The sequence below is a fragment of the Vibrio gazogenes genome, from assembly GCF_002196515.1.
Lineage (GTDB): Bacteria > Pseudomonadota > Gammaproteobacteria > Enterobacterales > Vibrionaceae > Vibrio > Vibrio gazogenes_A.
The window spans coordinates 1,924,630-1,937,785 of sequence record NZ_CP018835.1 but is presented as its reverse complement, the minus strand read 5'-3'; the positions used below and the strand labels follow the sequence as shown (position 1 = coordinate 1,937,785).

General features: G+C 46.1%; 9 protein-coding genes, 3 tRNA genes and 1 rRNA gene. 11 read left to right on the top strand and 2 right to left on the bottom strand.

Going from position 1 to position 13,156, the window contains the following annotated elements; genetic code table 11:
• Positions 1 to 15 precede the first annotated feature (15 nt).
• From atpG to glmU, 4 genes are all read left to right on the top strand, one after another.
• A complete protein-coding gene (gene atpG, locus BSQ33_RS08705) occupies positions 16 to 882 on the top strand; it encodes a F0F1 ATP synthase subunit gamma (protein ID WP_021021402.1) in 867 nt (288 codons plus the stop codon).
• Positions 883 to 916: 34 nt separating this feature from the next.
• Complete coding sequence (gene atpD / locus BSQ33_RS08700) at positions 917 to 2,320, top strand: F0F1 ATP synthase subunit beta (RefSeq protein ID WP_021021401.1); 1,404 nt, start codon at positions 917 to 919, stop codon at positions 2,318 to 2,320.
• An 18-nt stretch (positions 2,321 to 2,338) separates the two neighbouring features.
• On the top strand, positions 2,339 to 2,761 hold the full coding sequence (locus BSQ33_RS08695; RefSeq protein WP_021021400.1) for a F0F1 ATP synthase subunit epsilon: 423 nt from the start codon (positions 2,339 to 2,341) through the stop codon (positions 2,759 to 2,761).
• A 138-nt stretch (positions 2,762 to 2,899) separates the two neighbouring features.
• A complete protein-coding gene (glmU, locus tag BSQ33_RS08690) occupies positions 2,900 to 4,264 on the top strand; it encodes a bifunctional UDP-N-acetylglucosamine diphosphorylase/glucosamine-1-phosphate N-acetyltransferase GlmU (protein WP_088133866.1) in 1,365 nt (454 codons plus the stop codon).
• 130 nt (positions 4,265 to 4,394) lie between these two features.
• Here glmU and fadA read toward each other — a convergent pair whose 3' ends face one another.
• Both fadA and fadB read right to left on the bottom strand, forming a co-directional pair.
• A complete protein-coding gene (gene fadA / locus BSQ33_RS08685) occupies positions 4,395 to 5,564 on the bottom strand; it encodes an acetyl-CoA C-acyltransferase FadA (protein ID WP_021021398.1) in 1,170 nt (389 codons plus the stop codon).
• Between the two features lie 4 nt (positions 5,565 to 5,568).
• Positions 5,569 to 7,752 (bottom strand): fatty acid oxidation complex subunit alpha FadB, encoded by a 2,184-nt coding sequence (gene fadB / locus BSQ33_RS08680; RefSeq protein WP_088133865.1) that lies wholly within the window; start codon positions 7,750 to 7,752, stop codon positions 5,569 to 5,571.
• A gap of 197 nt (positions 7,753 to 7,949) precedes the next feature.
• On the opposite strand from fadB, the gene BSQ33_RS08675 reads away from it, so the two are divergent.
• The 7 genes from BSQ33_RS08675 to BSQ33_RS08645 all read left to right on the top strand — a co-directional run bounded on the left by BSQ33_RS08675 (position 7,950) and on the right by BSQ33_RS08645 (position 12,970).
• Positions 7,950 to 8,579 (top strand): YigZ family protein, encoded by a 630-nt coding sequence (locus BSQ33_RS08675; RefSeq protein WP_088133864.1) that lies wholly within the window; start codon positions 7,950 to 7,952, stop codon positions 8,577 to 8,579.
• Positions 8,580 to 8,601: 22 nt separating this feature from the next.
• Positions 8,602 to 10,059, top strand: a complete 1,458-nt coding sequence (locus BSQ33_RS08670; protein ID WP_021021395.1) for a TrkH family potassium uptake protein — start codon at positions 8,602 to 8,604, stop codon at positions 10,057 to 10,059.
• 11 nt (positions 10,060 to 10,070) lie between these two features.
• Positions 10,071 to 10,598: a menaquinone-dependent protoporphyrinogen IX dehydrogenase gene (hemG, locus tag BSQ33_RS08665; protein WP_021021394.1), complete on the top strand. Its 528-nt coding sequence runs from the start codon at positions 10,071 to 10,073 to the stop codon at positions 10,596 to 10,598.
• A 494-nt stretch (positions 10,599 to 11,092) separates the two neighbouring features.
• Positions 11,093 to 12,634 (top strand): 16S ribosomal RNA (locus tag BSQ33_RS08660).
• Between the two features lie 59 nt (positions 12,635 to 12,693).
• A tRNA-Glu gene (locus tag BSQ33_RS08655) sits at positions 12,694 to 12,769 on the top strand.
• A gap of 17 nt (positions 12,770 to 12,786) precedes the next feature.
• A tRNA-Lys gene (locus tag BSQ33_RS08650) sits at positions 12,787 to 12,862 on the top strand.
• Between the two features lie 32 nt (positions 12,863 to 12,894).
• A tRNA-Val gene (locus BSQ33_RS08645) sits at positions 12,895 to 12,970 on the top strand.
• The last annotated feature ends 186 nt before the right edge of the window (positions 12,971 to 13,156 follow it).

The window sequence follows — 13,156 nt, the reverse complement described above, 5'->3', positions numbered from 1 at the left end:
TAATGGAGAGTGACGATGGCCGGCGCAAAAGAGATACGTAGTAAAATCGGGAGTGTGAAAAGCACCCAGAAGATTACGAAAGCGATGGAAATGGTAGCGGCTTCTAAAATGCGTCGTAGTCAAGATGCAATGGAGTCTTCCCGTCCATACGCGGAAACAATGCGTAAAGTGATCGGTCATGTGGCAAACGCAAATCTGGAATATCGTCATCCGTATCTGGAAGAGCGTGAAGCCAAACGTGTTGGTTATATCATCATTTCTACTGATCGTGGATTATGTGGTGGTTTGAACATTAACTTGTTCAAAAAAGCCCTACTGGATATGACATCCTGGTCAGAGAAGAATGTTGACGTTGAGTTGGCCGTGATCGGTTCAAAAGCGACAGCATTTTTCAATAACAGCGGCGCAAAAGTTGCTGCTCAGACTTCTGGATTAGGAGATGCTCCATCTCTGGAAGATTTGATCGGCTCTGTTAATGTGATGCTGAAAAAATATGATGAAGGTGAGTTGGATCGCCTCTATGTCGTGTTTAACCGTTTTGTGAACACCATGGTGCAAGAACCAACGATCGATCAATTGCTACCTTTGCCTAAATCAGACAGTAAAGAAGTAAAGCGTGAGCATTCATGGGATTACCTCTATGAACCTGAACCAAAACCTCTACTTGATATGTTGTTGCAACGTTATATAGAGTCTCAGGTTTATCAAGGGGTAGTGGAGAATCTTGCTTGTGAGCAAGCGGCTCGAATGGTTGCTATGAAAGCTGCAACTGATAATGCGGGTAACCTGATTGAAGATCTGGAACTTGTGTATAACAAAGCGCGTCAAGCTGCGATTACACAAGAACTGTCGGAAATCGTGGGCGGCGCAGCTGCGGTTTAAGTGAAGGTCAAATAAATAGTTTAGAGGATTAACGATGGCTACAGGTAAGATCGTACAGATCATTGGTGCAGTAGTCGACGTAGAGTTCCCACAGAGTGATGTACCTAGTGTTTACGATGCTCTGAATGTTGTCGATGCTAAAGAGCGTTTGGTTCTTGAAGTACAACAACAACTAGGCGGTGGCGTGATTCGTGCCATCGTTATGGGTAGCTCGGATGGTTTACGTCGTGGAATGACAGTAGAAAATACTGGCGCTCCAATCTCAGTACCTGTCGGTACTAAAACGTTAGGTCGTATCATGAACGTTTTAGGTGATGCGATTGACGAACGTGGTGATATCGGTGCAGAAGTAACGTACTCAATTCACCGTGAAGCGCCAAGCTACGAAGAACAGTCAAATTCGACTGAGCTTTTAGAAACAGGTGTTAAGGTTATTGACTTGATTTGCCCGTTTGCAAAAGGGGGTAAAATCGGTCTGTTTGGTGGTGCTGGTGTTGGTAAGACCGTCAACATGATGGAGCTGATCAATAACATCGCACTGCAACACTCAGGTTTGTCAGTATTCGCAGGGGTTGGTGAGCGTACTCGTGAAGGGAACGATTTCTACTTCGAGATGCAGGAAGCTGGTGTTGTAAACATCGAAAACCCTGAAGAATCTAAGGTAGCGATGGTTTATGGTCAGATGAATGAACCACCAGGTAACCGTCTGCGTGTTGCCCTGACTGGTTTGACAATGGCCGAGAAGTTCCGTGACGAAGGTCGTGATGTACTTCTGTTTATCGATAACATTTACCGTTATACATTGGCGGGAACAGAAGTTTCAGCCCTATTGGGTCGGATGCCTTCCGCGGTAGGTTATCAGCCGACACTGGCAGAAGAAATGGGTGTGCTACAAGAACGTATCACGTCAACCAAAACAGGTTCTATCACGTCTGTACAGGCGGTATATGTACCTGCGGATGACTTGACTGACCCATCTCCGGCGACAACATTTGCTCACTTGGATGCGACGGTTGTATTGAACCGTAACATCGCGGCAATGGGTTTGTATCCAGCGATTGACCCGCTAGATTCAACGTCTCGTCAGCTTGATCCACTCGTTGTTGGTCAAGAACATTACGACATTGCTCGTGGTGTTCAGTCAACACTTCAACGCTATAAAGAGTTGAAAGATATCATTGCGATTCTGGGTATGGATGAGCTTTCTGAAGATGATAAGCTGGTTGTTGCTCGTGCGCGTAAGATCGAGCGTTTCCTGACTCAGCCTTACCACGTTGCTGAAGTATTTACTGGTGACCCAGGGATTTACGTCCCTCTGAAAGAAACCCTACGTGGTTTCAAAGGTCTCCTTTCCGGTGAATATGATGACGTTCCTGAACAAGCGTTTATGTACTGCGGTGCAATTGATGACGCTGTTGAGAATGCGAAGAAGCTATAAGGCTGACTAGGAGGCGATATGGCATCAATACCCTTTCATCTGGATGTTGTCAGTGCTGAGAAGAAAATTTTCTCTGGCATGGTTGAAACATTTCAGGTGACCGGTAGCGAAGGTGAACTTGGTATTTACCATGGTCACGCACCGCTTCTGACCGCTATAAAGCCTGGTATGGTGCGTATTGTGAAGCAGCACGGCCACGAAGAAATCATTTATGTTTCTGGTGGTATAGTGGAAGTTCAGGCAAGTACCTCTACGGTACTGGCTGATACAGCCATTCGTGGTGAAGATCTAGACGCAGCAAAGGCGGAAGAAGCCAAACGTCGCGCTGAAGAGAAAATTCAGAATCAGCAAGGCGGTATGGACTTCGCGCAGGCGGCCAGTGAACTGGCTAAAGCCATTGCTAAGCTACGAGTAATCGAGCTGGTTAAAAAACGTCGTTAAACCATTTATGACGTTCAAAAAGGCGACCTGCGGTCGCCTTTTTTGTTTCCCTTCAAAAATTATTGCTGATGATTTAACTATTGGGGATTTCCCATATAAAATCAGAAGTCTCTTTCCGATTAAAAATAAAGGTAGTCCATGAAATTCAGTGCCGTGATTTTGGCCGCGGGAAAAGGAACCCGGATGTATTCTCAGTTACCCAAGGTTCTCCATACGTTGGCAGGCAAACCGATGGTAAAACATGTGATTGATACATGTCAGGGGATTGGTGCCCAGCAAATCCACCTTGTTTATGGTCACGGTGGTGAGTTGATGCAACAACAACTTTCGACTGAATCCGTCAATTGGGTACTGCAATCGCAGCAATTGGGGACAGGACATGCAGTCGATCAGGCGGCTCCTTATTTTCAGGATGATGAGCAGATCATTGTTTTGTATGGTGATGTGCCGTTGATTTCGGAAGAGACGATCGGCAATTTGCTCTCTTCACAGCCACAAGGTGGGATAGCATTATTAACCGTCGTATTAGACAATCCTACAGGATATGGACGAATTATCCGTCAAAATGATGCTGTGACTGCCATTGTCGAGCAGAAAGATGCCTCAGAAGCAGAACTGGCGATCCAGGAAGTGAATACCGGTGTATTGGTCGCTTCAGGAAAAGATCTAAAACGCTGGTTGTCTGGATTAGAGAATAATAATGCGCAAGGTGAATATTATTTAACGGATGTTATTGCGGCAGCCCATGCGGAAGGAAGAGCGATTCAGGCCGTTCACCCGATGGATTCAATGGAAGTAGAAGGTGTGAATGATCGTGTTCAGCTTTCTCGGTTGGAAAGAGCTTATCAGCATTCGCTGGCGAATAAACTCTTAGCGCAAGGGGTTATGCTTCGGGATCCGGCCCGGTTTGATCTCCGGGGACAGTTACAATGCGGTTATGATGTCGAAATTGATGTCAATGTTGTTATCGAAGGCAGTGTCTCTCTGGGCAATAATGTAATTATTGGCGCGGGCTCGGTGTTGAAGGACTGTGAGATTGATGACAACACAATCATTCGTCCGTACAGTGTTATTGAAGGGGCGACGGTCGGAGAAATGTGTACTGTCGGTCCGTTTACTCGGTTGAGACCGGGCGCTGAGTTAAAAGATGATGCGCATGTCGGTAATTTTGTCGAAGTTAAAAATGCACGTTTAGGCCAGGGTTCGAAAGCCAATCATCTCACTTATCTGGGTGATGCTGAAATCGGTGATCGCGTAAACGTTGGTGCGGGTGTGATTACTTGTAATTATGATGGTGCCAATAAACATAAAACAGTGATTGGTGACGATGTGTTTGTCGGGTCTGACTGTCAGCTGGTGGCACCGGTCACAGTTGAAGATGGTGCAACGATTGGGGCAGGGACAACATTAACCCGAAATGTGGCTCAGGGAGAGTTAGTGATTACCCGAGCGAAAGAGCGCCGGGTTGAAGGTTGGCAAAGACCTGTGAAAAACAAATCCTAATTCACAAGAGATACGGGTTAGGAACTAATCATAGTTAGAAACCAACCATAGTTAGAAATCAGTGCTCACTAGGTATGAATAAAAGAAAAGGCTCCCGAAAGGAGCCTTTTTCGTTTGGGGAGCAATCTGATTAGCGGACGCGTTCAAAAATAGTCGCGATTCCCTGGCCCATCCCGATACACATAGTTGCCAGCCCAAACTGGGCATCCTGATGTTCCATTACATGTAGTAGTGTTGTCGATATTCTGGCACCTGAACATCCCAGCGGGTGACCCAATGCAATCGCACCGCCCCATAAATTCACTTTATCGTCAAAGCTATCCGTCAGTTCAAAGTGCCGGATACAAGAAAGAGCCTGAGCTGCAAAAGCTTCATTCAGTTCGATGACGTCAATATCGTGCAGAGATAATCCGGCTCTGTTCAGTGCTTTTCGGGTTGCAGGGACGGGGCCAATTCCCATCACTGAAGGTTCACATCCTGCGACAGCCATTGCCCGAATCTTTGCGCGAATTGGTAATCCGAGTTGCTGTGCTTTCTCTTCTGTCATGACAACCATGGCTGATGCTCCGTCTGATAAGGCAGAAGAACTTCCGGCGGTCACGGTTCCGTTCGCTGGGTCGAAAACAGGCTTGAGCGATGCAAGAGAATCGAGCGATGCATCACGACGAATGACTTCGTCCTCTTGCAGCGCAATCAGTGCGCCTTGTTCATCGTGGCCTTGCGTTGGCACGATTTCCCGTTGAAATAACTTTTTCTCGGTTGCTTGTGCCGCTCTTTGATGAGAGCGTAAAGCAAATTGATCTTGGGCCTCTCGACTGATGTGGTTTTGTTTGGCCAACATTTCCGCGGTCAAACCCATCATCCCGGCAGCTTTCGCCGCATGTTTACTAAGGCCGGGATGCATATCAATCCCATGTGTCATCGGGACATGGCCCATATGTTCGACCCCACCGATGAGACAAATATCTGCGTCCCCGACAGCAACAGATCTTGCGGCATCATGCAGAGCCTGCATTGATGAACCACACAGGCGATTGACCGTGACTGCGCCTATTTCAAATGGCAGTCCGGCTAAAACAGCGGCATTGCGCGCAATATTCATTCCTTGTTCTAGCGTTTGTTGAACACATCCCCAATAGATATCTTCGATTTCTGTAACCGGGATTTGTGGGTTACGTTGAATTAGTGATTGCATCAAATGTGCGGACAGTGTTTCTGCACGAGTATGGCGAAACACACCTTCTTTTGAGCGGCCCATTGGCGTGCGGATACAATCCACGATCACTGCTTGCTTACTCATACTCTTACCCTCTCTCTGATGCTGATTTTTCATGGTGGATAGGATAGAAAACCCTGGCCTCACGAACCATAACTTCGAGAGATTTCGGAACCTGATAGAGTTCTCCTAAACGCTGGTATGACTGAGCAGTTTGAATATATTGTGCAATACCAATGGTATCCAGATAGCGACAAACACCGCCTCTGAATGGCGGGAAACCGAGCCCGTATACGAGAGCAATGTCTGCTTCTGCGGGTGAGAAGACAATCTCTTCTTCCATACAGAGAATCACTTCATTCATCATCGGAATCATCATGCGATCCATAATCATTTGCTTATCCGTCACTGGTAGTGGCTCTTCCGATGCATAGACAAGCGGATAAATATCCGGTGATAAAACCTTCTGGCTTTTGCCCCGTTTATCCGTATGGTACTGATAGAAGCCTTCACCGGTTTTCTGACCGAATTTCTTCGCCTCATAAAGTCGGGTAATAATGTTATCCGAGGATGCTTTCATCCTTTCGGGATAAGCTTGGCAAATCACTTGCTGAGCGTGATACGCAATGTCGATACCGACGACATCAAGCAAGTAGGCCGGCCCCATTGGCCAACCAAAATCTTTTTCCATGATTTTATCAATCTGGACGAAGTCATATCCTTCATCAAGTAACTGACAAAAGCCCAGAAAATAAGGAAACAGAACGCGATTGACAAAAAATCCGGGGCAATCGTTGACGACAATAGGCGATTTTCCCATCTGAGCTGCAAAAGCAACCACAGCCGAAATCGTTTCTTCACTGGTTTCTTTACCGCGGATAATTTCAACCAGCGGCATTTTATGCACCGGATTGAAAAAATGCATGCCACAGAATTTTTCAGGTCTTGAGAGTTCGGCAGCTAATTGGGTAATCGGAATTGTCGAGGTGTTTGACGTCAGAATGGTATCTGGCGAGACTTTTTCTTCCAGCTCTTTCAGGACTGACGATTTGATTTTAGGGTTTTCAACCACGGCTTCAACCACGATATCGACTTCTTCTATACCGGTATAGTTGAGTGTCGGGCGAATCGATGCAAGCGTGTTGGCCATATCTCTCGGGGACAGTTTGCCTCTCTTAACGCCTTGCTCTAACAATTGGGTCGTATGATCCATTCCCAATTTTAGAGAGTCAGGAACGATATCTTTTAAAACGGCTGGGATGCCTTTTATTGCGGACTGATAAGCGATACCGCCACCCATCACGCCAGCACCAATCACTGCACTATGGTTGGTGGCATGGGTAAGTGACTGTTTGGCTTTTTTAGCGAGACCTTTAATATATTGATCATTGAGATAAATACTGACCAGAGCGGTTGCCTGATCTGATTTCGCGAGTGTGACAAAGTTCTTCCGTTCAATATTGAGCGCTTCATCTCGGTGCAGAGTGGCTGAAGATTCAATGGTCTCAATCGCCAAGAAAGGTGCCATGTAGTGAGTGCTCACTTTTTGGTGAGTCATTCCCTTGGCTGTAGAAAAGACCATCAAGCTTTCGACGGGTGATAAAGAAAGTGGTGCACATTTTTCCTGACGTATTTTTTTCCAGTCAATCCGACAGTGAATGGCATCATCCAGCGTTCTTTTTGCTGTTTCGAAAAGTGCTTCTTCGGTTGTGATCGCATCGACCAACCCGATGGATAGGGCATGTTCAGCATTAAATATCTTAGCCTGAACAATCGCTTCTAAGGCGTTATCTGCACCCACTAACCTTGGCAGACGAACACAGCCGCCAAATCCGGGCATAATTCCGAGCCTTGTTTCGGGTAAGCCTATTTTTGTTGATCGCGCTGCAACACGAAAATCGGTTGCGAGTACACACTCACATCCACCCCCAAGGGCATATCCGCGTAGTGCTGAAACTGTCGGTACCGGCAGATCTTCAAGTTTACAGAATATTTGGTTGGCATAGTGAAGCCATTGCTCCAACTCATCACTTGGATATTGGAACAAGCTTAAAAACTCATTGATATCGGCACCGACAATGAAACTGTCTTTATCGGATGTCAGTACTAAGCCTTTAAGTCCCGGAAAGTCTTGGATTGTATCCAATGCTTTATCCAGATAGCCCAACGTTGTCGTATCAAGGGTATTGACCGACTGAGGTGTGCAAAACTGCAGCTCAAGGATACCACCTTCTATTTCCTTTACCTGCAATGTCTTTGATTGAAAAATCATGAATTATCTCCTGACATGCATTTGTCCTAAGTCAACTGGTACGATGACTTTTTTAGTATTCGAAAAGTGTGGTCATAAGTCGAGATAACTGCAATAAATGGAAAGATAAATTCCGTTTTTTTAGATCCGCAGCACTTTTCTTTATGGTCGTGCTAGACTGTGGCAATTCTCTGATTTGATGTGATTCTGAATATTGAATGAATGATCAGCCTTATGCAGTTCCGGCAATTCCGGTCCGTTATGAAGAAGAGATCAAGAAAAGTCTGTTTATGACTTTTCTTCAGCATACGCCGGGGATTGAATCATCCAAGGGCTTTATTGAGCAGATTAAACATCAGTACCCTGATGCCAGACATCATTGTTGGGCTTTTGTCGCCGGACGACCGGAAGATTCAATGAAATGGGGATTTAGTGATGATGGTGAACCATCCGGAACGGCAGGAAAGCCGATTTTAGCGCAGTTGTCGGGGGCGCACATCGGAGAAATTACCGCGGTAGTTGTTCGTTACTATGGTGGTATTAAGCTGGGAACTGGTGGATTAGTTAAAGCTTATGGTGGTGGTGTTCAGCAAGCGCTTAAGCAACTTCAAACTATCGAAAAAAAAATCACCAAGAGATTAAACTTGGCGCTAGACTATGGGTTGATTCCTTTGGCTCAATCCGTTATTCAGCAATTTGGTGCTCAGGAGCTAGAAGCACAGTACCTTCAGCGGGTTGTTATCACGATTGAGATTGAAATTCGATATATGGATGAGTTTATACAAGTGATAACCAATAAAAGTAGTGCAAGAGTTCTTGTGAGTTCAGATGATGAACTAATCAACTAAGGTCAGAATCAACCATACCATCATGCAATTTCGTTCTATTATCCGTATCGTCGGATTACTCCTTGCCTTATTCAGTGTTTCTATGCTGGCGCCTGCGCTGGTGGCTTTGATCTATCGTGATGGTGCCGGCGTCTCATTTGTGACGACTTTTTTCGCCTTGCTCCTTTGCGGTGCTGTTATTTGGTTTCCGAATCGGAATCATAAACATGAATTAAAATCTCGTGATGGTTTTTTGATTGTTGTTTTATTTTGGACCGTGATTGGGAGTGCCGGGGCGATTCCATTTTTTATTTCGGAGAATCCGAATATTTCTTTGACGGATTCTTTTTTTGAATCTTTTTCTGCCCTGACAACCACCGGAGCGACCGTCATCGTCGGCTTAGATGAGCTTCCTAAAGCCATTTTGTTCTATCGACAGTTTCTACAGTGGTTCGGTGGGATGGGAATCATTGTTCTAGCTGTTGCAATTCTCCCTGTTCTTGGAATCGGTGGGATGCAGCTCTATCGGGCTGAAATACCCGGTCCCGTGAAAGACACGAAAGTGACACCACGGATTGCCGAAACCGCAAAAGCGCTTTGGTATATCTATTTAGGAATCACGGTCATCTGCGCTTTTCTGTATTGGCTCGCGGGGATGACCCTCTTTGATGCGATATGCCATAGTTTCTCTACGATAGCGATCGGTGGGTTTTCTACGCATGATGCCAGTATGGGGTATTTCAATAGTCAGGCGATTAACCTGATAACGGTTGTTTTCCTGCTGATCTCTTCTTGTAATTTTACGTTGCATTATGCGGCCTTTGCTTCCGGCGGTATCCATCCCAAGCTCTACTGGAAAGATTACGAATTCAGAACATTTTTGTTTATTCAGGCGATCCTGTTTGTCACTTGTTTTTCCGTTTTACTGATTCATCAGCAATCCGGTTCAGTCGCTGAAGTGTTTGATAAAGCACTATTCCAGAGTGTCTCCGTTTCAACCACTGCCGGATTCACGACCACGGGGTTTTCGGATTGGCCACTTTTTTTACCGGTATTGTTGCTCTTCTCTTCATTTATTGGCGGGTGTGCAGGGTCCACGGGCGGTGGGTTGAAAGTGATTCGGATTCTGCTGTTGACCTTGCAAGGTGGGCGAGAGATGAAACGTCTTGTCCATCCTCGGGCTATTTATCCGATTAAGCTCGGAGATAAAGCCTTGTCTCCACGAGTTATTGATGCCGTATGGGGGTTCTTTTCTACCTATACGCTGGTTTTCGTTTTATGTATGTTGGCTTTAATCGCGACAGGGATGGAAGAATTAAGTGCTTTTTCGGCTGTTGCAGCGACACTCAATAACCTTGGTCCGGGGCTGGGAGAAGTCGCTGTCCACTTTGGTGATATTAATGATAAAGCAAAGTGGATTCTGATTATTTCGATGCTATTTGGACGATTAGAAATCTTTACACTGCTTGTTCTATTCACACCTGCATTTTGGCGTAATTAAGAGGGATACTTGTGAAAAAAGTTCTCTGTCTGTATTCAACCCGAGAAGGGCAGACCAAAAAAATTGTTGAACATATCATTGCACAGCTTGAAGGCTATCAGTGTGAGTATGTTGATTTACATCTGAATCCAAAACTCAATTTGGCGCTTTACGATAAAGTATTAGTCGGTGCTTCGATTCGCTACGGTCGATTGAACAAAGCACTTTATCAATTTATCGATCATCATCATCAACAGTTGGATGAATCAAAAGCCGCTTTTATTTGTGTCAACTTAACCGCGCGAAAAGAAGATCAGAAAAAGGACACACCGGAAGGGAGTGCTTACATTCAGACGTTTTTACGTAAATCTCTCTGGCACCCTCAAATGATCGGTGTATTTGCAGGGGCATTACGTTATCCAAAATATCGTTTTTTTGATCGGTTCATGATTCGCTTCATCATGAAGATGACCGGTGGTGAAACCGATACATCAAAAGAAGTCGAATATACAAACTGGAATAAAGTTGAAATTTTTGCACAAGCATTTAAAAATTTGTAGATAAAACAAGCTGATTGAGTGAAATATACCCATAAACAGGTGTGTTCATCGTTGTTTTAAAAAAACTTGCAAAAAAGGCTTGCCAATCGAAAGGCGATGCCTATAATGCCCCTCGCTGACACGGGATAGCGGAGAGAAATCCCCGTCTGTATCAGTCCGGTCTTCACCGAAAAATAAATCTGAAAAAAGTGTTTGACACCAAGATTTATCTCGCTAGAATGACCGCCTCTTCGAACGGAGAACGTTTTGAAGAATCGCTCTTTAACAATATAGACCAATCAATCTGTGTGGGCACTCGTCGATAAATATCCAATAAGATTTTATCAATGAATCGAGTGACCAATATCAAGTTGGAAAGCAGTTTACTGTAATCTGACAAGAGCACAGTCAATTCAACATTACTTATGTAATGTCACTTTTTGCTTCTGCTTTTTTAAAAAGCGGAGACGAAAAGCAGTATTCATTGAGCCGACACTTCGGTGTCACAAAAACTTTAATTGAAGAGTTTGATCATGGCTCAGATTGAACGCTGGCGGCAGGCCTAACACATGCAAGTCGAGCGGTAACAGAAAGAAGCTTGCTTCTTTGCTGACGAGCGGCGGACGGGTGAGTAAAGCCTGGGAAATTGCCCTGATGTGGGGGATAACCATTGGAAACGATGGCTAATACCGCATAATGTCTACGGACCAAAGAGGGGGACCTTCGGGCCTCTCGCGTCGGGATATGCCCAGGTGGGATTAGCTAGTTGGTGAGGTAAGGGCTCACCAAGGCGACGATCTCTAGCTGGTCTGAGAGGATGATCAGCCACACTGGAACTGAGACACGGTCCAGACTCCTACGGGAGGCAGCAGTGGGGAATATTGCACAATGGGCGCAAGCCTGATGCAGCCATGCCGCGTGTATGAAGAAGGCCTTCGGGTTGTAAAGTACTTTCAGCAGTGAGGAAGGGTGTAGCTTTAATAGAGTTACATTTTGACGTTAGCTGCAGAAGAAGCACCGGCTAACTCCGTGCCAGCAGCCGCGGTAATACGGAGGGTGCGAGCGTTAATCGGAATTACTGGGCGTAAAGCGCATGCAGGTGGTTTTTTAAGTCAGATGTGAAAGCCCGGGGCTTAACCCCGGAGTTGCATTTGAAACTGGGAGGCTAGAGTACTGTAGAGGGGGGTAGAATTTCAGGTGTAGCGGTGAAATGCGTAGAGATCTGAAGGAATACCGGTGGCGAAGGCGGCCCCCTGGACAGATACTGACACTCAGATGCGAAAGCGTGGGGAGCAAACAGGATTAGATACCCTGGTAGTCCACGCCGTAAACGATGTCTACTTGGAGGTTGTGGCCTTGAGCCGTGGCTTTCGGAGCTAACGCGTTAAGTAGACCGCCTGGGGAGTACGGTCGCAAGATTAAAACTCAAATGAATTGACGGGGGCCCGCACAAGCGGTGGAGCATGTGGTTTAATTCGATGCAACGCGAAGAACCTTACCTACTCTTGACATCCAGAGAAGCCGGAAGAGATTCTGGTGTGCCTTCGGGAGCTCTGAGACAGGTGCTGCATGGCTGTCGTCAGCTCGTGTTGTGAAATGTTGGGTTAAGTCCCGCAACGAGCGCAACCCTTATCCTTGATTGCCAGCACTTCGGGTGGGAACTTCAGGGAGACTGCCGGTGATAAACCGGAGGAAGGTGGGGACGACGTCAAGTCATCATGGCCCTTACGAGTAGGGCTACACACGTGCTACAATGGCGTATACAGAGGGCGGCCAACTTGCGAAAGTGAGCGAATCCCAAAAAGTACGTCGTAGTCCGGATTGGAGTCTGCAACTCGACTCCATGAAGTCGGAATCGCTAGTAATCGTGGATCAGAATGCCACGGTGAATACGTTCCCGGGCCTTGTACACACCGCCCGTCACACCATGGGAGTGGGCTGCAAAAGAAGCAGGTAGTTTAACCTTCGGGAGGACGCTTGCCACTTTGTGGTTCATGACTGGGGTGAAGTCGTAACAAGGTAGCGCTAGGGGAACCTGGCGCTGGATCACCTCCTTACGAAAAGATATTTGAGATGAGTGTCCACACAGATTGATTTGGTTTATGTAGAGTGCATTGTCCCGTTCGTCTAGAGGCCTAGGACACCGCCCTTTCACGGCGGTAACAGGGGTTCGACTCCCCTACGGGATACCACTTCCCTAGTGAAGTCTGGGTCGTTAGCTCAGCTGGTAGAGCAGTTGGCTTTTAACCAATTGGTCACAGGTTCGAATCCTGTACGACCCACCATTTTCCTCCTGTTTGAGGAAACGCCTGAAAGTGGGCGATTAGCTCAGTTGGGAGAGCACCTGCCTTACAAGCAGGGGGTCACTGGTTCGAACCCGGTATCGCCCACCACTTTCTAACTATTTTTGGCTCGACAACTCAAACCAGCGGTTTTAACCGATGTGGTTCGATTTTGTGGCGCTGAAAGTCATTAGAAAGTGTTGCTTGAAGTAACAAGTATTGCACTTTGCTCTTTAACAATTTGGAAAGCTGACAAAATAATGTGTGTTTCTTTGGAAACAGACGATTATTTGTAAA

Bases quoted from the DNA above. Each gene is read 5' to 3' on its own strand.
- fadA (WP_021021398.1), bottom strand. From the start codon at position 5,564: ATGAGTAAGCAAGCAGTGATCGTGGATTGTATCCGCACGCCAATGGGC.
- atpD (WP_021021401.1), top strand. From the start codon at position 917: ATGGCTACAGGTAAGATCGTACAGATCATTGGTGCAGTAGTCGACGTA.
- glmU (WP_088133866.1), top strand. From the start codon at position 2,900: ATGAAATTCAGTGCCGTGATTTTGGCCGCGGGAAAAGGAACCCGGATG.
- fadB (WP_088133865.1), bottom strand. From the start codon at position 7,752: ATGATTTTTCAATCAAAGACATTGCAGGTAAAGGAAATAGAAGGTGGT.
- atpG (WP_021021402.1), top strand. From the start codon at position 16: ATGGCCGGCGCAAAAGAGATACGTAGTAAAATCGGGAGTGTGAAAAGC.
- BSQ33_RS08670 (WP_021021395.1), top strand. From the start codon at position 8,602: ATGCAATTTCGTTCTATTATCCGTATCGTCGGATTACTCCTTGCCTTA.
- BSQ33_RS08675 (WP_088133864.1), top strand. From the start codon at position 7,950: ATGAATGATCAGCCTTATGCAGTTCCGGCAATTCCGGTCCGTTATGAA.
- BSQ33_RS08695 (WP_021021400.1), top strand. From the start codon at position 2,339: ATGGCATCAATACCCTTTCATCTGGATGTTGTCAGTGCTGAGAAGAAA.